Annotated in this window: 19 protein-coding genes, 1 tRNA gene and 1 pseudogene; 12 read left to right on the top strand and 9 right to left on the bottom strand. The window is 51.4% G+C overall.

What is annotated here, in order from left to right; genetic code table 11:
- The first annotated feature begins 210 nt into the window (after positions 1-210).
- Both H8K27_RS15760 and H8K27_RS15755 read left to right on the top strand, forming a co-directional pair.
- Positions 211-2,616: a TonB-dependent receptor gene (locus H8K27_RS15760; protein ID WP_230419417.1), complete on the top strand. Its 2,406-nt coding sequence runs from the start codon at positions 211-213 to the stop codon at positions 2,614-2,616.
- Positions 2,617-2,627: 11 nt separating this feature from the next.
- A complete protein-coding gene (locus H8K27_RS15755) occupies positions 2,628-3,794 on the top strand; it encodes a glycerophosphodiester phosphodiesterase (protein ID WP_230419415.1) in 1,167 nt (388 codons plus the stop codon).
- A 118-nt stretch (positions 3,795-3,912) separates the two neighbouring features.
- Here H8K27_RS15755 and H8K27_RS15750 read toward each other — a convergent pair whose 3' ends face one another.
- The 3 genes from H8K27_RS15750 to H8K27_RS15740 form a co-directional block, all read right to left on the bottom strand.
- Entirely contained in the window at positions 3,913-4,728 is an 816-nt protein-coding gene (locus H8K27_RS15750) for a tetratricopeptide repeat protein (protein WP_186864131.1), read from the bottom strand.
- A gap of 55 nt (positions 4,729-4,783) precedes the next feature.
- Positions 4,784-5,416: a DUF4272 domain-containing protein gene (locus H8K27_RS15745; RefSeq protein ID WP_186864130.1), complete on the bottom strand. Its 633-nt coding sequence runs from the start codon at positions 5,414-5,416 to the stop codon at positions 4,784-4,786.
- Between the two features lie 91 nt (positions 5,417-5,507).
- Positions 5,508-5,867: a hypothetical protein gene (locus H8K27_RS15740; RefSeq protein WP_186864129.1), complete on the bottom strand. Its 360-nt coding sequence runs from the start codon at positions 5,865-5,867 to the stop codon at positions 5,508-5,510.
- 344 nt (positions 5,868-6,211) lie between these two features.
- Between H8K27_RS15740 and H8K27_RS15735 the strand changes: the two genes are divergently transcribed.
- The 4 genes from H8K27_RS15735 to H8K27_RS15720 all read left to right on the top strand — a co-directional run bounded on the left by H8K27_RS15735 (position 6,212) and on the right by H8K27_RS15720 (position 9,271).
- On the top strand, positions 6,212-6,901 hold the full coding sequence (locus H8K27_RS15735) for a glutathione S-transferase family protein (RefSeq protein ID WP_186864128.1): 690 nt from the start codon (positions 6,212-6,214) through the stop codon (positions 6,899-6,901).
- A gap of 104 nt (positions 6,902-7,005) precedes the next feature.
- On the top strand, positions 7,006-7,200 hold the full coding sequence (locus H8K27_RS15730) for a DUF4177 domain-containing protein (protein ID WP_186864127.1): 195 nt from the start codon (positions 7,006-7,008) through the stop codon (positions 7,198-7,200).
- Between the two features lie 306 nt (positions 7,201-7,506).
- A complete protein-coding gene (locus tag H8K27_RS15725) occupies positions 7,507-8,904 on the top strand; it encodes an RHS repeat-associated core domain-containing protein (protein WP_329604425.1) in 1,398 nt (465 codons plus the stop codon).
- A 19-nt stretch (positions 8,905-8,923) separates the two neighbouring features.
- Positions 8,924-9,271 carry a hypothetical protein gene (locus H8K27_RS15720; protein WP_186864126.1) on the top strand — a complete coding sequence of 116 codons (348 nt, stop codon included), beginning with the start codon at positions 8,924-8,926 and terminating at the stop codon, positions 9,269-9,271.
- 143 nt (positions 9,272-9,414) lie between these two features.
- Here the strand turns inward: H8K27_RS15720 and H8K27_RS16710 are convergent, their stop codons facing one another.
- Both H8K27_RS16710 and H8K27_RS15710 read right to left on the bottom strand, forming a co-directional pair.
- On the bottom strand, positions 9,415-9,501 hold the full coding sequence (locus tag H8K27_RS16710; RefSeq protein ID WP_408058463.1) for a SymE family type I addiction module toxin: 87 nt from the start codon (positions 9,499-9,501) through the stop codon (positions 9,415-9,417).
- Positions 9,502-9,521: 20 nt separating this feature from the next.
- A pseudogene (locus H8K27_RS15710) lies at positions 9,522-10,347 on the bottom strand (DDE-type integrase/transposase/recombinase); the annotation flags it as partial.
- Positions 10,348-10,514: 167 nt separating this feature from the next.
- On the opposite strand from H8K27_RS15710, the gene gspG reads away from it, so the two are divergent.
- Both gspG and H8K27_RS15700 read left to right on the top strand, forming a co-directional pair.
- Entirely contained in the window at positions 10,515-10,946 is a 432-nt protein-coding gene (gene gspG / locus H8K27_RS15705) for a type II secretion system major pseudopilin GspG (RefSeq protein WP_186864165.1), read from the top strand.
- A gap of 162 nt (positions 10,947-11,108) precedes the next feature.
- Positions 11,109-11,573, top strand: coding sequence for a type II secretion system F family protein (locus tag H8K27_RS15700; RefSeq protein WP_186864124.1), 465 nt, complete (start codon positions 11,109-11,111; stop codon positions 11,571-11,573).
- 315 nt (positions 11,574-11,888) lie between these two features.
- On the opposite strand, the gene H8K27_RS15695 is transcribed toward H8K27_RS15700, so the two are convergent.
- The 3 genes from H8K27_RS15695 to H8K27_RS15685 all read right to left on the bottom strand — a co-directional run bounded on the left by H8K27_RS15695 (position 11,889) and on the right by H8K27_RS15685 (position 15,554).
- Positions 11,889-11,978 (bottom strand) — tRNA-Ser (locus tag H8K27_RS15695).
- A gap of 95 nt (positions 11,979-12,073) precedes the next feature.
- Complete coding sequence (locus H8K27_RS15690; protein WP_186864123.1) at positions 12,074-12,538, bottom strand: rhodanese-like domain-containing protein; 465 nt, start codon at positions 12,536-12,538, stop codon at positions 12,074-12,076.
- Positions 12,539-12,599: 61 nt separating this feature from the next.
- Positions 12,600-15,554 carry a bifunctional diguanylate cyclase/phosphodiesterase gene (locus H8K27_RS15685; RefSeq protein WP_186864122.1) on the bottom strand — a complete coding sequence of 985 codons (2,955 nt, stop codon included), beginning with the start codon at positions 15,552-15,554 and terminating at the stop codon, positions 12,600-12,602.
- Between the two features lie 580 nt (positions 15,555-16,134).
- On the opposite strand from H8K27_RS15685, the gene glnA reads away from it, so the two are divergent.
- From glnA to ntrC, 4 genes are all read left to right on the top strand, one after another.
- Complete coding sequence (gene glnA / locus H8K27_RS15680; protein WP_176804936.1) at positions 16,135-17,550, top strand: type I glutamate--ammonia ligase; 1,416 nt, start codon at positions 16,135-16,137, stop codon at positions 17,548-17,550.
- 126 nt (positions 17,551-17,676) lie between these two features.
- Positions 17,677-18,165 carry a DUF4124 domain-containing protein gene (locus H8K27_RS15675; RefSeq protein WP_186864121.1) on the top strand — a complete coding sequence of 163 codons (489 nt, stop codon included), beginning with the start codon at positions 17,677-17,679 and terminating at the stop codon, positions 18,163-18,165.
- 105 nt (positions 18,166-18,270) lie between these two features.
- Complete coding sequence (gene glnL, locus H8K27_RS15670) at positions 18,271-19,344, top strand: nitrogen regulation protein NR(II) (protein WP_186864120.1); 1,074 nt, start codon at positions 18,271-18,273, stop codon at positions 19,342-19,344.
- Between the two features lie 85 nt (positions 19,345-19,429).
- Positions 19,430-20,938, top strand: coding sequence for a nitrogen regulation protein NR(I) (gene ntrC / locus H8K27_RS15665; protein WP_186864119.1), 1,509 nt, complete (start codon positions 19,430-19,432; stop codon positions 20,936-20,938).
- A gap of 86 nt (positions 20,939-21,024) precedes the next feature.
- On the opposite strand, the gene H8K27_RS15660 is transcribed toward ntrC, so the two are convergent.
- The gene (locus H8K27_RS15660; RefSeq protein WP_186864118.1) at positions 21,025-22,632 is read right to left on the bottom strand and encodes an NAD(P)/FAD-dependent oxidoreductase; all 1,608 of its coding nucleotides are present in this window, start codon (positions 22,630-22,632) and stop codon (positions 21,025-21,027) included.
- Between the last annotated feature and the right edge of the window lie 459 nt (positions 22,633-23,091).

The following is a 23,091-nucleotide window of genomic DNA, read 5'->3' as shown; positions in this document are numbered from 1 at the left end:
CTTGTCGCACCTGAGATACCTCGCCTGAGCAGAATTTCTAAAGAATTTTTCTTTCCGGAGTATGACATCGGAGAAAAATATTTTTTCCACATGGAAACATATTTCACTGAAAATCAGCCGATCCGTCACGTCATCGTCACAAATGCTGATTAAGCTACGCGGGCTTTTTTACAAACCTTCTTTTACTCCATTCCGTTTTGAGAGAACCGCATGCAATCAGCGAAATCCACAAAAAAAATCCCCGTGCAGCAGACATTCCGTTTGCTCGCGATCAGCGCCGCCTGCCTCATGGCTTACCCTGCGCTGAGTCAGGCGCAGACTGTTGCGGCGAAGGCTGGCAGCACAACACAGGATCAGACGGTAAAAGCAGATGACGCTGTAGCGACCGTCGAAATTTCTTCGCAAAGCACACGCTCCTCCGTTTCTTTGCGCGGCAATGAAATCCAGAAAATCCTGCCGGGTATCAACCCGGTCAAATCCTTGCAGACATTGCCTGGCGTGACGTTTGCAACTGCGGATCCATGGGGTAACAACGAACAGAATCTGTCGCTGTTTGTGCATGGCTTTAACGGCCAGCAGCTCGGCTACACCATGGACGGCGTGCCGCTCGGCGATCAGCAATACGGCAACTACAACGGCTTGTCGCCACAGCGCGCCGTCATCAGTGAAAACGTGCGCAATGTGATCCTGTCGTCCGGTGCCGGTAATCTGGCAACGCCATCGACCAGCAATCTGGGCGGCACTATCGAAGTCTTCTCCAGCGATCCGTCTACCACCCGCAAAACCAGTGTCGAGCAGACACTCGGCAGCTATCGCACATCACGCACTTTTGCCCGCTTTGATACCGGTAATTTTGGCGAAGGCAATTCGGCTTATGTGTCGGTATTGCGTCAGGATGCCCGCGCCTGGGATTTCGATGGCAAGCAGGGCGGCAAACAGCTCAACGGTAAATTTGTCCGCAATAACGATGCCGGTAAGCTGACGCTGTTTTTCAACTACAGCGACAAGACCGAACCAAACGAAGACAGCACCGTGCATGTGGCTGGCGAAACCAGCGCACCATACACACGTCCGTTCTGGTATCCCGATTTTGCCGGTGCCCTGTCTTACCTGTCGCCGACCGGTGCGACACCTGCGGCAGACGGTGCTAACTACCGTAACTATTACAGCGATGCGCAGCGTAAAGACGTGCTGACTTATGCCAAATATGACTGGAATCTGAATCCGTCCACGGTCTGGTCGAATCAGGTTTACTTCCACCGTGATGATGGCGTCGGCGTGGTCGCCGGACCGATCGGTGCCGCCGGTCTGCCAGCGCTGTTCAGCGTATATTTTCCAAATCAGAATCTGAAAACGGTTTTCGGTAATTCCGGCTATGCAACCCGCACCACGGAATACGATATTCACCGTTCCGGCCTGATCTCCAATCTGCGCACCGAAATCGGCAATCACCAGATTGAATTCGGCGGCTGGTGGGAACACAACGAGTCGTCTGCTTTCCGTCGCTGGTATCCGCTGGATGTGAATAATCCAAGTTCTCCTTACGACAGACCGTCTAACCCATTGATCACCCAGTACGACAGTGAAATCCGCAACAATGTGGTTCAGCTGCATCTGCAGGATGAATGGCGTGTGCGGCCGGATATGTCGGTGCAAATGGGTTTCAAATCCAGCCTGCAATATGCAAAAGGCGACTTCCCGGTACAGCCTTTGCCGGGAGCGATTTCCGGTGGTTCCACGGCATTGCCGGTCGGTGAAATCGATACCAAGAAATGGTTCCTGCCGCAGCTCGGCCTGTTGTGGGACATCAGCTCTCGTGACCAGTTCTTTGTGAACGCGCAGAAAAACATGCGTCAGTTCGTCACCTATGGCGGCGGTGGTGCTTCACCGTGGAGTCTGTCCAGCCAGTCCGCTTTCGATCTGTTCAAGAACACTGCACAGCCTGAGACCTCGGTCACTTATGAAATGGGTCTGCGCGGCAAACGTAATCTGGATCTGGGCGCGCTGAACAGGATTGATGGTCAGGTCAACGTTTACCATGTCGACTTCAGCAACCGCCTGTTGCAGATCAGCCCGACGCCGGTGATTACCGCCATCGTCGGCGGCAACCCTGTGCTGGCCAACGTGGGCAGCGTGACCACCGACGGTATCGATCTGGCAGGCACGGTGTACTTTGGCAAGAACTTCAGTTTTTACAATGCGCTGTCGTATAACCGCTCTGTCTACAACGATGATTACAGCAACGGTAAGAACAATGTCGCCACCTCCGGCAAGCGGGTTCCGGGCAGCCCTGAATGGATGAATAAATTCGTGGCAACGGCCACTTTCGGTAATATCGAAGCGCAACTGATCGGTGATTATGTCGGCAAGCGTTACGCGACTTACACCAACGATTTATCTGTTGACAGCTATTTCATGCTGAATCTGGGCGTCACTGCAAAGATTCCGGTAGAGCAGAATGGCTTCCTGAAAAATGCGCGGGTACGCCTGAATGTCACTAACCTGAATCAGGTAACCGGCGCTTCTGCCGTGGTGGTCGGTGCTGCCAGCGGTACCTACAATACGTTCCCGATTGCGCCACGCCAGGTGTTCGTGACCTTCGGCGCGGAATTCTGATGGAGACAAAGATGGATCAAACCAATCTGACACGCCGCAAATGGCTTAACACCATGGTTGCCGGCACCGGTTTATCGCTAACCCAACTCAGCCAGCTCAGTCTGGCAGCAACCAGTGTCTCGACGGAGCAGACCTCCGCTACGGCGGGTGCTGCGCAAAAGACCGCCTCCGGCCGCAAGGTGGAATTGTTTGCACACCGCGGCGCTTCGGCGCTGCGTCCTGAGCATACACTGGCATCGTATGCCAAGGCGATTGCCGATGGCGCTGATTTTATTGAACCAGATTTAGTCAGCACCAAAGATGGCGTACTGGTCGCGCGGCATGAAAACTTCCTCAACGAAACCACAGACGTCGCGCTGCGTCCTGAGTTTGCCGCCAAACGTGTGACCCGCACGATTGATGGCATCACGCTGAACGGCTGGTTTACCGAAGATTTCACGCTGGCAGAACTCAAGACCCTGCGTGCTGTCGAGCGCTTGCCGAAAGTGCGTCCGAAAAATACGCAGTATGACCGCATGTTCCAGATCCTGACCTGGGATGAAATCATTGATTTCGCCGCAGCAAATGCAGCGACCACCGGTAAGGTGATCGGCCTGATTCCGGAACTGAAACATTCGACGTATTTTGCGGCTATCGGCCTGCCGCTGGAAGACCGCTTTCTGGCGAGCATCGCAGCGCATGAATACACACAACGCTGCCCGCTGGTGGTGCAGTCGTTTGAAGTGGCAAATCTCAAATACCTGCGCAGTGTGCTTGGCAAGCGTCCGAATATCCGCCTGATGCAACTGGTGGAACGCGGTCGCCCTGCCGATGTGGTTGCTGCTGGCGGTGATCTGACATTTGAAAAAATGTGCACTCCGCAAGGCTTGAAAGAGATGGCGCGCTATGCCGACATCGTGGCGCCGCCAACCAGAGCGCTGATTCCTCTGCTGGCGGATGGCAGACTGGGTCAGCCTACCGCCCTGATTGCCGATGCGCATGCGGCCGGCCTGTTGGTGCATACCTGGACCTTCCGTCCGGAAAACCGTTTTCTGGCAGCGGACTTCCGCAACGATCAGGGGGAAGATGCGCGGCATGACAACGGTTCGGTGGCGGAGATGCGGCGTTATATTGAAGCCGGTATCGATGGCTTCTTTTCCGATGATTCGGCGCTTGGACGACGGGCTATTGATGGCTGATGTGTTGACGGCTGATGCATGATGGCATGATGCCGGGTCGCACCGGGTATCCAAAAAAAATCCGGCTCCTGAAAACGGTGCCGGATTTTTTTATGCCTGACAGGCAGTCATCTCATGCTTACTGACCCGATGCCGTCCATTCTTTGGCACGGGTGGTGGCTTCGCTGATCTGCTCCGCGCTCATGGAACGCGCCACATAGCTGCGATAGACTGCGGCATCGTCATAATCTTCTGCCAGCAGCAGCCACTTATAGGCTTCCACCAGATTTACCGCAACGCCCCTGCCTTTGAAATACATCAGACCCAGCTGGTACTGGGCGCTGGCATTATGCTGATCGGCAGCCTGCTGAAACAGCTCACGTGCCTTGCGATAATCCGGCGCCACCCCATTTCCGGTCACGTACAGCACCCCCAGGCTGTACTGGGCATCGGCATAACCCTGATCTGCCGCTTTTTTGAACCAGCTGACGGCTTTGCCATAATCCGGCGCGACACCTTTACCTTTGGCATAAATCCGCGCCAGATTCACCTGTGCCCGTACATTGTTTTGCGCTGCCGACTGTTCAAATAATTCACGCGCCCGCCGGTAATCTTCGGGAACACCTTCGCCGTTCAGATACATCAGGCCGAGATTGAACTGCGCATCGGCATGCCCTTTGCTGGCGGCAGCCTGAAAGGCTTCTGCAGCGGCGGAGAATTCCTCCTGTTCATACAGGCTGACCCCGTCTTCAAAATCGCCCGCACGGACAGGCTGGCACAGCAAGCTGACGGCGAAGAGCAGGGCGCTGCTGATCTGAAACGGACGGATAGGCATAATGGGCAGGCTGGCAGGAAAAAATGCGATCGGCGATATCGTTTTATTGTAGCCGCTATGACTGGCTTTTGCAGCTTTGTGTGATGGCGAGCAGGATTGAATGGCGACTGGCGCAGCCACGGCATAATGAGGCCGCAATACTTCGCAAATCGCTTGTCTGATGCGTCGAAAAAGTTTAACCGGCTGTTTCTGTGCTGACCCGGTCCCAGTCGTTTTCGTCATCATAGCGAATCATCCAGTTTACGGCTTTGTGCCACGCATGCACCGCATGGGCATCGAGCCGGCCCGGAACCGGCTTGCCGTTCAGATGGGCATGCCTGACCGCCCAGTGCAGACGGTACAGCAGATCAGCCCAGTCCAGAATGTCTGTTCTGGAACGCAGATGCAGTTGCAGCGGCAGAGTGGCAGGCTGGCGACTGATGGCTTGCCAGAGCGTGGCAATTTCAGTCAGCGCCTGCTTGCCATCCGGCATTCCGGCCTCTTTTTTCAGGCCGCAGCACCAGAGCAGAAACGACAAGGCATCGGTGCTGGCAGCCGTTGCTTCCGGCGTGTATAACTGCTGCTGTTCAAGGTGGGATAAACCTGCGGAGCCGGTGGTTTCCAGCAGACGCCGCACCTCTGGCTGCAGGGCTTCCTGTGCGCTGTGATGCAGCAGGCACAAAGCGTACAGGCGCTGGGCGACATCATCCTTGCTGCGCAAGGTGATTTCTTCCTCGCTCTCGATCAGGGGCAGTTGCAGATTCAGGCGGATGCCGCGTTTGTGCAGGATGAGTTCAGATAATTCTTTGCGCAGTTCCGGAGATTTCATAGCAAGCGATCAGCAAAATAGGCTGAGATTGTACCAGCGCCCCGGCTCCTATTCAGCGGATTCTGCTGCCGGCGGCGCTGGTCGCGCAGCTTCAGTGGCTGACCCGGTTCCGCTGCCGGCGAAAATGCTGAAACAGCATGACCGCGCCGACGACAGCCAGCACGGGTATGAACATCGGCAACAGCGCAAACATCAGGCCGAAGAACACAGAAATGGCGATACAGGCCAACAGCACACCGACGCCGGCAAGCACCAGTCCGCCGAACAGAAACGCCAGCACTCCGGCAAATACCGCAAAGATCATCCCGCACAGAATCACACCGAATCCCGTCACACCGTGGATCTCTTCACCATTAATCCACACCTGTTGATCTGGCAGCAATGGCATGCACAGCATGGCTGCGATCAGCACTGCGCACAGCACGAGAAATACCTTGAATGTTGTTTTCATTTTTGTTCCCCTCGTTAATGATATGAAAGATATCTGTGTAACTGTTTTACCGTCAGGACGACTGTCAACGACATGGCTGCATCGTAGAAGAAGCATTGTGGCGGTACAAGGCGGATGCGACAGAGTGCAGAAACGGAGGAATCAATCGCAGATATCGCCGTCCGGATTTGATGCGGCCGATCGAGTGACGTGTGCTCTGCATTGCCATAGCCCATACAGAGTATGATTTTTTACGCCGTACTTCCTAACTTACCGCCCGCAGTCAAACAAAAATGTTGCCTGCTTGGTAAGGCTCACGCACAATGACCATTTCCGTCCGTCTGACTTCAATAAGGAAACTCCGCATGCTTCAGCTTTTCATCGCCAATAAAAATTACTCCTCCTGGTCTTTGCGTCCCTGGCTGCTGATGCGCGAACTGGGCATTCCCTTTACCGAGCATCTGGAACATTTCCGCGAAGGCTCCAACTGGGAAGCCTTCCGTGCATTTTCTCCTACAGGGAAAGTTCCCTGCCTGACTGAGGACGGGCAGGTCATCTGGGATTCGCTGGGCATCACCCTGCATCTGGCGGAGCATTATCCGCAGGTCTGGCCATCCGATCCGGCGGCGCGCAGCTGGGCACGTTGCGCTGCCGCAGAAATGCATTCGGGATTCTCCGCCTTACGTCAGCATTGCACCATGAACTGCGGCATACGCGTAGCGCTCTCAAACATGCCCGAAGCACTCCAGAAAGATATCGCAAGAATAGATGAACTGTGGCAGGAAGGTTTGCACCGGTTTGGCGGCCCGTATCTGGCCGGGGCTCAGTTCAGCGCAGCAGACGCCTTTTTCGCACCAGTGGTATTCCGCATCCAGACTTACGGCCTGATCATGTCTGCCGCCGCCACCGCCTATTGCCAGCACATGCTGGCGCTGCCCGGCATGCGGCAATGGTATGAAGATGCGTTGCAGGAAAGTCCCCGCGAACCGGCACACGAACAGGAAGCCAGACAGGCCGGAACCTGGCTGCATGATTTCCGACGTCAGCCAGCCTGAAGCAAAACAGAAAAGCAGCGGGTTAATAAAAGACATGCTTCATAGTGAGGAGTGTCTTGTCGCATAACGTGCAATATTTTTGATCTCAACCACATAGGGTCATCATGAATAAATGGGAATATAAAGTCATCGCTATAAAGCTGAAACGTCATTTCTGGACGGGCCGGTCCGATCACAAAGCAGTCGAGGAAAAATGTAACGACATGGGACAGCAAGGCTGGGAATTGGTCAGTGTGGAGGGCCTCAACATGATCAACTACAACAGTGCCCCGATTCTGACATTCAAGCGTCCTATTTGATGGCGATAATCTAACAGGCAAAATTTCTATATTGATTGCCGGAGATTAAATGCATTTGATATTTTAGGTAAAAATTATCAAAATAATAAATTTAACTTGAAAGAAAAATATGGATAAATTCCTTTTTTCCTTAGGATTGGTAGCAGCATTTTGCTGCGGCACCCTTGGTTATGCTGAAGAAATAGAAAAACCGGTGAAGTAAAAGCTGCAGCTAACCCATATTGAATATGAAAAAAGTGCCAAGCCAATTAGTTTATTATATTCGCTCGCCCAGTAAGTGATTCCCAAGCCTAAGAATATTCCAATATCGCCAGCAATATCAGTACCGCCAACGGCGGTCCAACAGCCTATGCGTACCGGCCCGTATTCAGCCAGAATAACAGCACCCCCGGCGGAAATCCCGGGGGAGGCGCCACCCCACCTCCGAGTATTACGCTCAACCCAGTGTCAGCCAATATGACACTCGTTGCACCGGCCACCATGAACATCAGCCTGAGTGCCAGTGCCACGGGGAGTGGCAACCGTATTATCAGAGTCGACCTCTATCAGGGCAACACCCTGATTGGCACCAGCGGTACTCCGGTGACGCCCGATAGCAACAGCTACAGCATCACCTGGAGCAATGTCCCTGCCAATAGCTATGTACTGACCGCCAAGGCAACAGACAGTCTGGGCGGCACATCCACCAGTGGCCCGATCACCGTCAACGTCATTAACAACAACCCTCCGGTCGTGAGTTTCCTCGCCAGCCCTGCCAAAGCCGTGGCACCGGCCACCATTCTGCTGAACGCCACAGCCAGCGACAGCGACGGCAGCATCAGCAAAGTCGAGTTTTACAACGGCAACACCTTCATTGCCAGCTTGAACCAGGCTCCCTACAATACTCAATGGACCCCTGTACCAGCAGGCACATACAGCTTAACGGCTGTCGCGACCGACAATCTGGGCGCCACCACCACCAGCGTACCGGTCAGTATTGTGGTCACGAACAGCGTATCGCAGGTGTACGACATTCACACGGACCAGCTCAATACACAGAGAGTCGTGACGGACAAGAATGGGACTGTGGTGTGGAGATGGGACGGTGCGCCGTTCGGTGAGGATTTGCCGGATGAGAATTCGGGGCATAGTGGAACGGAAAACGATTTCGCGTTGAACCTGCGTTTCCCGGGGCAGTATTATGATAAGGAAACTAATCTCCACTACAACTATTTTAGGGATTATGATCCAACGGCAGGTCGTTATATTGAAAGTGATCCCATCGGCCTCGAAGGCGGCATCAATACCTATGCTTACGGTGACGCCAATCCCGTAAGCAAAACTGATCCGTTTGGGCTGGCCACCTATCAATGCATACGCGGTTTAGGACAGAAGCCTGGCGGGTACGTTTCGCCTGGCAATATCACTCACCATCAATACAGTTGTGTAACGCTTCCGAATGGAACATCTATTTGCGGAGGCCAAGGGCCAAGCGGCAATCCGATAAGCAGTCCTGGAAAACCAACAACACCCGATGAGGATTACCTCGATAAAAATTCATGCCAAAAGACTCAGGATGACAATCAGTGCTTTGAGCAGTGCTTGCAAGATGAGCGGTCAAAGCCTCGACCTCGCTATAGCGTTATTCCAGGACTGGGCACGCAGTGCCAGCAATACGATGACGACGTGAACGCTACATGCAGGAAAAAATGCGGCTTAAAGTGAGGAAACGATGAAACGAAGAATGACTCTTTTTGTTTGGCTAGCTGCTTCGTTTGTCGTGCTGGGTTGGTGGTATTTCCATTTTGGATTGAATCCGGAGTTATCACGAACACTCAGGAATGAGTCGCAGATATACCCGATTATCGGAATGGTTGTTTTATCCTTCCCTGCTGGGCTGTTTTACATGTATTTGTTTGGGTTTGCGGTTTATGGGCTGGATAGCATCGGCATCGATTTGCACCAGCATGAGATGCTTGAAGTATTTACGATGTGGGCCGGCTTTGTTTTAAGCGGATACCTACAATGGTTTGTCTTGTTTCCGTTCATTCAGGAGAAATTTCGTTCGAGGCAAGCGAAGAAAGCGCGGTAGGCTGGGCTAACGCTTCATCAGCCCAGCATTGCCAACGACATCCCCTTATTTCCAATGAAGAAAGCCACTGCCTCCGGTATCCCCGGATGCAGTGGCTTCTTTCTTTAGCCGCCAGATCGGCGGCGACGATCGGGGCAGCGTGCCTACTCGGTCGTAATGACCAGACACCCACGCATGACGCGCACGCGGATGCGTGCCTGAGGGAGGAAGCCGGCCTGTGCTAGCCACAAGCCGCGCAAGCGAATCCAGGGAAGGCGTGGCTGGCATATTGGCTACCCCGGTCCGAGTGATGCAGCACGCCGATTGCTGGCCGGCGGCGAAACCAGGCCATGGTCAATGCATCCGTTACGATATCGCTGGTCATGCGCGGCTTGAGGGACCAGCCTATGACTTCCCGATTGAACAAGTTCAGCACAATTGCCAGATACAGCCAGCCTTCGCCGGTCCACAAATAGGTGATGTCCGAGGTCCAGACTTGATTGGGTGCGGCTGGCGTAAAATTTCTATCCAGCAGATCGGCCGCGACCGGCAGACCATGTTTCGAGTCGGTCGTGACCTTGTAGCGCCGCTTATGTCGGGCACCATGCGTGGGCTACCGTAAGCCCCTTTGAGTTCGTCATGGATGGCACGAATAATTGTCAGCGTTTGGGCATCCGTCAGCCGTTTGCGAGCAGGTGTCCCGCCGCGCTTCCAGGCACGGTAACCGCTCTGGCTGACGCCCAGCACGGCACACATTTCGGTCAGCGCATAAGCCTTGCGGTTGACGTCTATCCAGGCGTACTTCACAGAATATCCTTGGCAAAGTACACCGCCGCCTTTTTTATAATTTCGTTCTCCCGCTTCAGCCGGGCATTCTCTGCCCGCAGTCGCGAAAGCTCCATGGCTTCCGGCGTCACCACCTTCTTGCCTGCACCTTTGAGCTTGCCTTCTGCTTGTGCCTTGACCCAATTACATAGCGTTTGGTCGCCCAGCCCCAGTTCTTTCACGACAACCGAGACGGCTTCCCCATTTGTGACGCGCTGAACGGCCAACTCTTTGAATTCGGTCGTATAGGCCTGTTTAGGTATTTTTTTCATTCTTGTCTTTCCATAGTAACGGTAATTTTACGTCACCTATGGCAGACTAAATTTCAGGGGAAGCTCAAAGAGCATCAAATAAATGAATGCTTCTTATGCTATATTTTTAAAAGAATGTTGTTCAATAAAATATCTTTAAAAATAATACAAGGTGATGAGTGATTACTATTCTCCCCAAAAAGCCACACAAAAAATTTCCTCAGGGTAATAATGGATTTACCTTGTTGGAACTGCTGGTTGTCGTCGTGACCATAGGTTTACTAGCATCATATGTCGGGCCTAAATATTTTTCACAAATTGGAAAATCAGAAAGTGCGGTTGCAAAAGCCCAAATCACGGCATTCGAAAAAGCACTTGATACTTATCGTGTAGATGTAGGGAGATTTCCGGCAACCGAGGAAGGTTTAAATGCTCTTGTAGAAAATTCATCTGCAAATCCAAAGTGGAATGGTCCATATCTTAAGAAATCTATACCTCTGGATCCATGGGGGCGTGCGTATCGCTACCTTTCACCTGCGAAGGATAAAGATTATGAGATTGTGTCTTATGGTAAAGATGGGCAGATTGGTGGCACGGGAGATGATGCTGATATTAGTTAGTAACTAAGTGCTTTTGGTGAAATTTTAAAATCCAATTATGCGCTTCAAAATACGAGTATTAATATCCGAGCATGAACTTGTCGACAAAATCGTTGAAGCTCGCAATGAAGCTGACGCCCGGCTAATTATTAAAAAAAGAGGCTGGATCATTTCCTCATTGGAATGCGTAAATCCTCTCTCGACACTCCAGTTTGGCAAATCAGCAAAGCAAAAAAATTCTCTTTGCTTTTGTTCAGCCAGGAATTACTGTCATTACTTAATGCTGGTTTAACTATCGTAGAGGCTTTGGAGGTTTTGCTTGATAAGGAGCAAAGTCAAAATACTCGCGCAATTTTATCTTCAGTATTAAACGGCCTCAGTGAAGGAAAACGTTTTTCCCAAGTACTATCTGAACAAGAAGAGTATTTTCCGGTTTTATTTGTCGGTATCGTGCAGGCATCGGAAAGCACCAGTAATTTACCTGCATCGTTAGCGCGTTTTGTTGAATATCAACAGCGTATCGATGCCGTTCGCAATAAAATCATCAGCTCCCTAATTTACCCAATAATTCTGTTTGTCGTTGGCGGATGGGGTAATAACAATTTCAAGATTACGGAAGGCATCTTCCAATTCTTTTTGGTTGAGTAATTCAATCTTTTTGAGAATGTCGCGTTCGTTATCGTGCATACGTCCACCTGTTTTATTGGCAATCATCATAGCGGAAATGAGCAATGATTTTTCTTTTGCAATGACAGGATTTTTGGTTTGTAACGAAATCCGGCGTTCTTTGCGAATGCCCAGTGCTGAAAATTGGTGGCGGTAGTAATAAACGCCGTGGCGGGATTGTTGGATTCTGCAAGCGATTTTCATAGCAACCTCAAGAGAAGAGGTACCCCTATGAGGGCCGCCATATGCGAAACCAAAAGAAATAAGCCCTTGATAAATCAAGGGCTTATCTAATTCTGGCGGAGAAGGGGGGATTCGAACCCCCGGTAGGGATTAACCTACGCACGCTTTCCAGGCGTGTGACTTAAACCACTCATCCACCTCTCCTGCTTTTCGTGTTCACAAATAGTTGTGCCAGCGAAGCTCGCTATTCTAGCAAACTATTTGATCAGATGGAAGCTTTTGCGCAGATTTGTTCGAAATCAGGCACCGCTCCAGGGTAAATTTTGATGGCACCAGCCGCAGACAGTTTTCCGGTGACCTTGTTCATTTTTGTCGCCTTCAAAGCCGTGCAGGATGTCGAAGCAATGGCTGTATCCATGTTCGGTGGCAAGTTTTGCTGCGTGGCGTGAGCGTACGCCGGACCGGCACAGAAAGAGCAGTACGGTATTTTTATCGGGGCATGCAGCCTGCAGCTGAGCCAAAAAATCCGGGTTTTGAATGCCGCCCGGATACAGGTTCCACTGTACGGAGTAGTGTTGCGTTTCCGGCAGGATGACTTTGCCGACCCAGTCCCGTTCTGCATTGGTGCGCACGTCAATCAGGATGGTCTGGCGGTCGGTGCTTAATAGTGTCCATGCTTCTGCAGGAGTGACTGCTCCGGCGTAAGGAAGGGTTTGTTCCTGGCCGCGTTGCCGGGCTGTCTGTAACAAGGTCGTCGTTGTCATGATGGAGGCTGAAGAGTGGAGGCAGATGATGAATTATGCCTCATGCGTGGGTGTTCTGCATTCAGCGTGACAGGCTGAATTTTCGCGTCAGGTCGAGTTCGGGAACTGGTCTGCCAAACAGGTAGCCCTGAAATGCATGGCAATCCTGATTTTGCAGAAACAGGCGTTGCGCATCTGTTTCCACGCCTTCTGCAATGACGGCGAGACCCAGGCTTTTTCCCAGTCCGATGATGGTTCGGGTGATTGCGGCGTCATTTGGATTGATCAGGATGTCTTTGACGAAGGATTGATCTATTTTCAGCTGATCCAGCGGAAGCTGTTTCAGGTAGCTGAGGGAGGAGTAGCCGGTACCGAAATCATCCAGTGAAAAACAGACACCGTGTGCTTTGAGCAGGTGCATTTTTTGAATCGTTTCTTCAATATTGTCGACCAGCAGGCTTTCCGTGAGTTCGAGCTTGATTTTGCGGGCATCTACGCCGATATGGTCGATGCAGTGCAATACGATGTCAGAGAAATCCGGTTGCCGGAACTGTTTGGCGCTGACGTTGATGGACATGGTCAGATGGCTGGTTTCTTTTTGCTGGTGCCAGGCGCGCAGTTGCGCACAGGCTGTGCGCATGACCCAGTTACCGATCGGGATGATCATTCCGCTTTCTTCTGCCAGCGGAATAAATTCTGCCGGTGAAATCATGCCTTTTTCCGGATGCTGCCAGCGCAGCAGAGCTTCTGCCCCGATGATTTTTCCCGCGCTGTTGACCTGTGGCTGGTAGTGCAGGATGAATTGCTCATGGCTGATTCCGGCGCGCATGTCGGCTTCCATCATTGCGCGTGTGGTGACAATGTTCAGCATGTCCGGATCAAAGAAATACACATTGTTGCCGCCGCTGGCCTTTGCTTCATACATGGCGACTTCGACTTGCTTCAGAATGTCTTCTGCCGAATGGCTGTGGGCGCTGAACAGCTCAATACCGATACTGGCCGAGGTGTGATGTTCACTGTCATCGAGGAAATAGCTGGCGGCGATGTCATCCAGAATCTGGGTGGCCAGTGTTTTTGCGCAGATCGCGGCTTCGCGCATGGTGTCACCGAGGTCTTCCAGTATCAGTGCAAATTCGTCGCCACCGATACGCGCCAGAGTGTCGCCTTTATTCAGCCGGACCGTCAGCCGCCTGGCAACCTGCTGCAGGAGCTGGTCGCCTTTGCCATGACCATTGATGTCATTGATGGTCTTGAAGTTATCGAGGTCCAGATACAGGATGGCACCAAAACGATGGCTGCGAGTATTGCTGGCCAACGCATGTTCCAGCCGGTCCAGCAGCAGTCTCCGGTTGGCCAGGCCAGTCAGCGGGTCATGGTAGGCAAGGTGTTCCAGCTTGGCCTCGGTGGCTTTGCGCTGAGTGATGTCGAGCATCGTGCCGACAAAATGGATGCTCTGATCATGCTCTGACGTCACAGCAGTGATCGTCAGCCATTCCGGATAGATTTCCCCGTTTTTGCGGCGGTTCCAGATTTCACCTTGCCAGAACCCATGCTGATCCAGCTGCTCGGACATATCGCTGTAATAGCTGGCGCTGTGCATGCCTGATTTCAGCAGACTGGTTTTTTGACCGACGGCTTCTTCCCGCGTATAGCCAGTAATCCGGGTAAATGCCTGATTGACCCGCAAAATCTCGCGCTGTTCATTGGTGATGACCATACCTTCCTGGCCTTCAAATGCAATTGCTGCCACGCGCAGATTTTCTTCGGCATGCTTTCGTTCAGTGATGTCCTGGATGGTGCCGATTCGGCGGTGCGACAGTTGCTCGGCGGTGGTCACGCTTTCCAGCTGGGAATGCACCCACCTGATCTGCCCGTTGATCTCCAGGCGGTATTCGATTTCACTCTCTTGTCCGGCCAGTGCTTTAAGCCAGTTGTTGAAAGCAGCATCCCTGTCATCAGGATGTACTTTCTGTATCAGCGTATCCGGACTCAACGGTGCGTCAGCCGGGGTATCCCAGATGCGGGCAGCTTCTTCAGAGCATTGAATCTGATGTCTGTTGATATCAATAACCCAGCTGCCTGTTTTGGATATGGCCTGCGCTCTGCGCAGATCGGCTTCGCTCTCGGCGAGTTCAGCGGTGCGGCTGGCGATGATGTTTTTTAGATTCCGCTTTTGTATCCGTGCTTCCAGTAACAGTTTTACCAGATCAGCCAGCATCAGACTGAAAATGAAACCCAGACTGTATTTAAGATAAAGCCCGTAAAGTGATGCCTCGCTGACCTGATGCGTGACATCCAGATTCCATTCTGTATTCGGAAGGGTAAAGGGATGGTGAATCTGATCGGCGGCGTCCAGCTCCCGGTTGCCGTCGATCATTTGCTTTTGCCCGGTTTCAGGATTGATGCGCCAGAGTTGGTATTGGTAGCCGCGTTGTGCCAGCGCAGGCAGACCGGCATCCTGCAGAATTTTCGGCAAGGAAATGACAACCGATACCATGCCCCAGAAGTATTCCGTGCCGTCGTTCCTCTTTAAAAAGACCGGCAGACGGCCAATAATTCCTGTGCCACCCCGGCTCAGGACTTGTGGCCCTGCAAGGGTCAGGCGCTTGGTATTTTTTGCGAGAATGGTTTCCGTCTTTCGTTCCGGGTCGGTCAGTAAATTGACGCCCAGTCCTTTTTCTCTCCATGGCGGCGGTACGACCTGGCGCGTGATGCCGTCAGGAGCCAGATAGATCGCTGAAATTGCAGGGTGAAATTCCAGCAACTGGGTTGCGAAAGTTTCAAAATTGGTGATTTGTCCCTGCGTATCCTTGACCAAGGCAGCTACCGCATAGGCGGCAGAGAGCGCTTGCCCGACCTTATGTTCAATCGCGTGAGCATGGACTGCGGCCAGATCATGTGTGAGCGCCAGTGCTTCCTTGTCATTGTATTCTTCCAGCTTAAGAATCAGTCCCGTACATAAACTGAGGGCAATACAAAAGACAATTGCTGCCCATAAATAGGGATTGCCCTTAAATCGTTGAAAAAAACGCAGCATGTGGAAGAGGAAAAGATGGATTGCAATTGAGGTGGTTTGCCGGATGTATCGACAAAACACTATTGATGCCCTGCGGAACAATAGACACTCCCGAAATGAGAGTCAATTGCATTCTTTAAAAAGATGCAGAGATTGTGATGCGCATCAAGTCTCTTGTCACTAAGGGTAAGCGGAACAGAATGATCTTGATATTGAGAATCTGAAGGCCGCTCTTTTTGCATCATGAAAGGGATGTCTTGCACTAAAATAAGGATGCACTATTTTGGTGATTCCTGTTGCACTTGTTTGGTGCTTTCATGGGCGGGCGCTTCATTGTGGTGAATTTCTGTATTGTGATAAAACATTTCTTGTGGGCACCCTGATTTAAGACCTGTAAAAACAAGGGTTTACAAATACGGATATTTGATTCCGGTATATCAGGCGGGTGGCATAGTTTCTGCTATCATGTTTTATTGAGTTTAGCAGCCACGGTATATCGGGACTGATAAGTAAATAGGTCAATCATTTACTGGCCGTAATGGCTGATAATGGGCTCGGCAATTTCTGAATTTATTTTTTAGCTCTATTTGAGGAGTTTCACATGGCAATGACAGCCGCAGAAGTCTTGAAGATGGCGAAAGACAACGAAGTTAAGTTCGTTGATTTCCGCTTTGCTGATACCCGAGGCAAAGAACAGCACGTGACTGTTCCAGTTTCCCAATTCGATATGGATAAATTCGAATCTGGTCACGCATTTGACGGTTCGTCGATTGCAGGCTGGAAGGGCATTGAAGCTTCTGACATGTTGCTGATGCCTGATCCGAACACCGCCAATATCGATCCATTCATGGAAGAAACCACATTGTTCATGCAATGTGACGTTATCGAACCATCCGATGGCAAAGGCTACGACCGTGATCCGCGTTCGATCGCGAAGCGCGCAGAAGCGTATCTGAAGTCTTCCGGTATCGGTGATACTGCCTACTTTGGCCCAGAGCCAGAGTTTTTCATTTTTGATGGCGTGCGCTGGGATGTGGATATGTCCGGCTGCTTCGTGAAAATTGATTCCGAAGAAGCCTCCTGGACAACAGGCGCCAAACTCGAAGGCGGCAATTCCGGCCATCGCCCAACCGTTAAAGGTGGCTATTTCCCTGTTCCTCCGGTCGACAGTTTCCAGGACATGCGTTCTGAAATGTGCCTGATCCTCGAATCCATGGGCATCCCGGTTGAAGTGCATCACCACGAAGTGGCTGGCGCTGGTCAGAATGAAATCGGTACTAAATTCTCTACATTGGTTGAGCGTGCTGACTGGACGCAAAATCTGAAATACGTCGTCTGGAACGTAGCCCACACTTACGGCAAGACAGCGACTTTCATGCCTAAGCCTATCGTTGGCGATAACGGTTCCGGTATGCACGTTCACCAGTCGATCTGGAAAGACGGCAAAAATCTGTTTGCTGGCGACGGCTATGCCGGTTTGTCTGAGTTCGCTCTGTACTACATCGGCGGTATCATCAAGCACGCCAAAGCACTGAACGCTATTACTAATCCGGGTACCAATTCCTACAAGCGTCTGGTTCCAGGTTTTGAAGCTCCGGTTAAGCTGGCTTATTCGGCACGTAACCGTTCTGCTTCTATCCGTATTCCTTACGTTGCGAATCCAAAAGGTCGCCGTGTTGAAGCGCGTTTCCCAGATCCGCTGGCAAACCCATACCTGGCATTCTCCGCACTGATGATGGCTGGTCTGGATGGTGTTCAGAACAAGATCCACCCTGGCGAAGCAGCGACGAAAGATCTGTATCATCTGCCACCAGAAGAAGATGCACTGATCCCGACAGTTTGCTCTTCTCTGGAAGAAGCATTGGATGCACTGAACAAAGACCGTGAGTTCCTGACACGCGGCGGTGTATTCAGCGACAGCATGATCGACGCCTACATCGAACTGAAAATGCAGGAAGTCCAGCGCTTCCGCATGACTACCCATCCGGTAGAGTTTGATATGTACTACTCCCTGTAATTGACCGGGAAAAGAAAAGCGGGGTTTTCACCCCGCTTTTTTTGTTTGTTACCTTAAGTAACCTGGAATTGTGCAGAAACCTTGCTTCGCATACACTACTTGTCTGTTTTTGATGAATGATTGAATATGAAGCGACTTTTGACTGGTTTTGTGGTTCTGATTCTTTTGCAGAGTCTCGCTCATGCGCAGACAGAGGTTTTTTTGTGCGTCGATGAGAACGGGAAGAAAGAATATAAAAATACCGGCGCAACAAAGGGTTGCAAGAAGGTAGATTTGCCTGGCATTACGGTGGTTCCGGCACCCACTTTGCCGGCGTCTGCCAAAAAGACACAAGGAAAACCAGCTTCCAGCCCGGCAGATTTCCCCAAAGTGGATGAGGGCACACAAAAGGCCAGGGATTCAGACCGTAAGCAGATATTGGCAGATGAACTGAAAAACGAAGAGCAGAAACTGGCTGACCTGAAGAAAGAGTACAACAACGGAGAGCCTGAGCGCCGCGGCGATGAGCGGAATTACGCCAAATACCAGGAGCGCACGGCCAACCTGAAAGACAGTATCGGCCGCAGTGAAAAAAATGTTGAGGCACTCAAACGGGAATTGGCGAACCTGAAGTGAGTCCCGGGAAATCATGCAGGAAATCATATGACATTCTCACTTTATTTCCAGGCATGATGTTTGCGTAACAAGGTCGCTGAATGCGACCTTTTTTTATGAATGATTTTGAAAAATACTTTCCCCTCATTTGCCGGTCTTGATTTGCTGACTTCCGCTGTGCTGGTGCTGGATGCTCAGGGCGGTGTTCTGTTCGCAAATGCTGCGGCCGAAAGCCTGCTTGACAGCTCCATGAAGGCGCTGGCGCAGCAACGTCTGACAGACTTGTTTTTGAATGGCGAAGAATTACTGGAAGTTTTTCATCAGGCCGTGGCGCATCAGTTTGCGGACAAACGGCAGGATCTGACGCTGGAGCGCGCGGGCCGGGAGTCGCTGCACGTGCACAGCATTGTGACTGCGCTGGATAATCCCGAAATGCCGGTGTTAATCGAGTTCAGGGAAAATGTTCAGCAACTGAAGCTTGATCGCGAAGAACGCATGCTGGATCAGAGCAAGGCGAACAAAGAGCTGATCCGCAATCTGGCGCATGAGATTAAGAATCCACTCGGTGGCATCCGCGGTGCGGCACAGTTGCTGGAGCTGGAATTGCCGGAGCGTCATCTGAAAGAGTTGCGCGAATATACGCAGGTGATCATCAAAGAAGCCGACCGGCTGCAGACACTGGTTGACCGTTTGCTGGCACCGCATCGTTTCCCGCATATCGTGGGTGATGTCAATATTCACGAAGTCTGTGAGCGGGTGCGGAGTCTGATCGTCGCGGAGTTTCCGCAAGGTCTGACGATTCAGCGTGATTATGATTTGTCCATTCCGGAATTCCGTGGCGATAAAGAGCAGCTGATCCAGTCTGTTCTTAATATTGCCCACAATGCCGCACAGGCACTGGCTGAACGTATTCGTCAGGGGGATGCGCGTCTTACGTTTAAGACGCGGGTGGTGCGGCAGATCACGCTGGCTAAAGTCAGATACAGGCTGGCATTAGACTTGCATATCATTGATAACGGGCCTGGCATACCTCCGGAAATCCGGAACCGGATTTTTTATCCGCTGGTTTCCGGCAGAGATGGCGGCAGCGGACTGGGGCTGACTCTGGCACAGACCTTTGTCGAGCAGCATTTAGGTGTGATTGAGTGTGAGAGCCGGCCGGGCTGTACGGATTTCAGAATCCTGATTCCGCTTCCGTAAAAATCGTGCCCATTTTGGGTGCGAAGTATAAGGACAAGATATCGTGATGAATGCATCAGTTCAATACTGGAAATAAGACAAAAATATGAAACCTATCTGGATTGTGGATGATGATGATTCGATTCGCTGGGTGCTTGAAAAAGCATTGGCAAGAGAAAATCTGACGACAAAAAGTTTTACGAATGCGCGTGATGCCATGCTTGCCTTGCAATCAGAGACACCGCAAGTTCTGGTGTCTGACATCCGTATGCACGGCGCTTCGGGGTTGGAGTTGTTGCAGACAGTCAAAGCCAAACATCCCGGCTTGCCAGTCATCATCATGACGGCATTCTCTGATCTGGATTCGGCTGTGGCGGCGTTTCAGGGAGGAGCATTTGAGTATCTCGCAAAGCCCTTTGATCTGGATAAAGCGGTAGAGTTGATCCGCAGGGCGCTTGAGGAAAGTTTGCGCGAGTCGAACGTTGAGCAGGCAACATCCGAGACGCCTGAAATTCTCGGGCAGGCACCAGCGATGCAGGATGTATTCCGTGCCATTGGCCGTTTGTCTCAATCTAACGTCACCGTTCTGATTACCGGCGAGTCCGGTAGCGGTAAAGAATTGGTCGCCCGCGCTTTGCATAAACACAGCCCCCGCGCCCATCAGCCATTTATTGCGTTGAATACAGCCGCTATTCCCAAAGACTTGCTGGAATCTGAATTGTTTGGCCATGAGCGCGGCGCATTTACCGGAGCGCAGACGACCCGCCGGGGGCGGTTTGAGCAGGCGGAAGGCGGTACTTTGTTTCTGGATGAGATTGGTGATATGCCATTTGATCTGCAAACCAGATTATTGCGGGTGCTTTCTGACGGACATTTCTACCGGGTCGGCGGGCATCAGCCTATGAAAGCCAACGTTCGCGTGATTGCCGCCACACACCAGAATCTGGAAGCGCGTGTAAAAGAGGGCTTGTTCCGTGAGGACTTATACCATCGCCTGAATGTCATTCGTTTGCGCTTACCCAGCTTACGCGAGCGCCGCGAAGATATTCCTTTGCTGGCCAGATTCTTTCTGAGTCAAAGCGCAAGACAGCTTGATGTGGAGGTGAAGCGCCTGTCTGATTCCGCGATGCAGTTTTTGTCGACGCTGGATTTTCCGGGAAATGTGCGGCAACTGGAAAATCTTTGCAACTGGATTACCGTGATGGCTCCCGGACAGACTGTGGAAATTCCCGATTTACCTCAGGATTTATTGCCGTCGAATACGCTTTCTTCTCCGGTTCCGCACAGCCCGCAGGCTGAGAGGTCCGGTACCGAAGCCGCGCATCATCCTGTCGTGCAAACTCCGGCAGTTGGGGGGGCTGACAGACACCATACTTTAGCGGTGACGCATAGCTGGCTGGAGTTGCTGGAAGCCGAAGCCACCAGCATGCTTGCTCAGGGGCAGCCGGAAGTTATTGTCAAGCTGGGTGATAAATTTGAAGCCATCGTCATCAAGGCTGCGTTGAAATATACGCACGGACGAAAAAACGATGCGGCAGTACGATTGGGGATCGGGCGCAATACGATTACCCGTAAAATTCATGAGCTGGGAATTGATGGCGCGAAGGATGATTGAGTCGCATCCTTCGATGGAAATCGTATAACTGGTTTGCTCGGACAGTGGGGCGGGGATCTTCGCAGATACCTGCCCCGGTATGATCTTTATGCGGTTTTATTCATCGACAAAGCGACTGCTTCGGCAACCCGGATGCCGTCTACACCGGCAGATAAAATCCCACCGGCATAACCTGCACCCTCACCGGCAGGATAAAGTCCTTTGGTGTTGATGCTTTGAAGCGTTTCATCATTTCTTTTTATCCTGATGGGTGAGGATGTTCTGGTTTCGACACCGGTCAGGATGCCGTCATTCATCGCGAAGCCTTTAATTTTTTTATCAAACGCAGGAATGGCTTCGCGTATCGCCTCAATGGCAAATCCGGGCAGGGCAGCGGCCAGATTGACTAATGTAATGCCAGGTTTATAAGACGGTGTTACCGCGCCTAATTCCGTTGAACTGGTGTTGCGCAGGAAATCCCCGATCAACTGACCCGGGGCATTGTAATTGCCGCCCCCCATGACGTAAGCATGTGACTCCAGTTCACGTTGAAACTGTATGCCAGCCAATGGATGGCCTGGATAATCGGCGGGTGAAATGCCAACTACGATGGCACTGTTGGCATTGCGTTCGTTTCTGGAGTATTGGCTCATTCCATTGGTGACCACGCGTCCCGGCTCCGAGGTGGCGGCCACTACCGTGCCGCCCGGGCACATGCAAAAGCTGTACACGGAACGGCCATTCGAGGCGTGGTGGACCAGTTTGTAATCCGCCGCGCCCAGGATTTTATTGCCGGCATTAGGGCCGAATCTGGCTTTATCAATCACGGATTGCGGATGTTCAATCCGGAAACCAACAGAAAATGGCTTGGCTTCCACGTAAATGCCTTTGTCATACACCATCTGAAAAGTGTCCCGCGCGCTGTGCCCTATTGCCAGAACCACGTGATTAGTTTCGATGTATTCACCGTCGTTTACCTGCACACCCTGCACCGCGCCATTTTGGATATCAATATCCGTTACCCTTTGCTGAAAGCGGATTTCTCCACCTAATGCTTCGATTGAATTACGCATTTCTTCAATCATTTTTACCAGACGAAAGGTGCCGATATGCGGCTTGCTGACGTATAAAATTTCGTCCGGCGCACCAGCTTTGACGAACTCAGTTAATACCTTCCGGCCATAATGTTTTGGATCTTTAATCTGGCTATATAATTTTCCATCTGAAAACGTACCGGCTCCGCCCTCACCGAACTGAACGTTGGATTCAGGTTGCAATTCCCGTTTTCGCCATAATCCCCAGGTATCCTGAGTTCGCTCCCTTACCGTTTTCCCCCTTTCGAGAACAATCGGGCGATACCCCATTTGAGCCAGTATTAATGCAGCGAATAAACCGCAGGGGCCAAAGCCGATGACAACTGGTCGTTTAAATTGCTTACCACTGGCTTGCGCAACGAACTGATAACTTGTATCCGGTGTCGTGCTGATGCGAGGATTGTTTTTATTTTTCTGCAAAACAGACTCTTCATGCTTTACTTCAACATCGATCGTGTAGATAAGAATGATGGCTGTTTTTTTACGCGCGTCGTAGCTGCGTTTAAATACTTCAAAGTGGATTAACTCATCTGCTGGTAAATTGAGCGACTGCAGAATAGCTGCCTGCAAAGCAGATTCAGAATGATCCAGCGGGAGTTGTAAATCGGTAATGCGTAACATAGTGATTGATTCCAGAGGCCTCAGTCAGAAATGGTCTGAAGCGTTTTGTGGCTGCGAAAACGGTATTTTACCCTTTGATGCGACTCAGTCTTTAATTCAGTTCGATACGAAGAAATTTTGTCGGGCAGTCGCCTCTGCAGCTTATACGGCGAGGAGTTTGTGGGAAGGTAGTTGACAGTGTGCGTTAAGTCGTTCATAATCTCGTTTCTCTGCTGCTGACGAACAAAACGCTTCGCCAGCAAGCTGTAAAAGCCAGCAGACAAGACAGCGATCTTTAACAATTAACAGTCAATAAATGTGGGCACTTGATGAAAGCGCACCGGTCAGTGTAGCTGGCCGGCATGCTTAAAAAATATCAAATGTTCGCAAGAAATAACAAAGCAAGACGGTTTTCAGCAATGGAAGCCGAACTGTCAGTATTTTGAGTGAGCGACACCTTCGCAAGAAGGAGTTCAGAAA

Source organism: Cognatundibacterium griseum (assembly GCF_014284195.1).
In the GTDB taxonomy this organism is placed as follows: Bacteria; Pseudomonadota; Gammaproteobacteria; order Burkholderiales; family Burkholderiaceae_D; genus Undibacterium; species Undibacterium griseum.
This window is presented reverse-complemented; position numbering and strand designations above follow the sequence as displayed.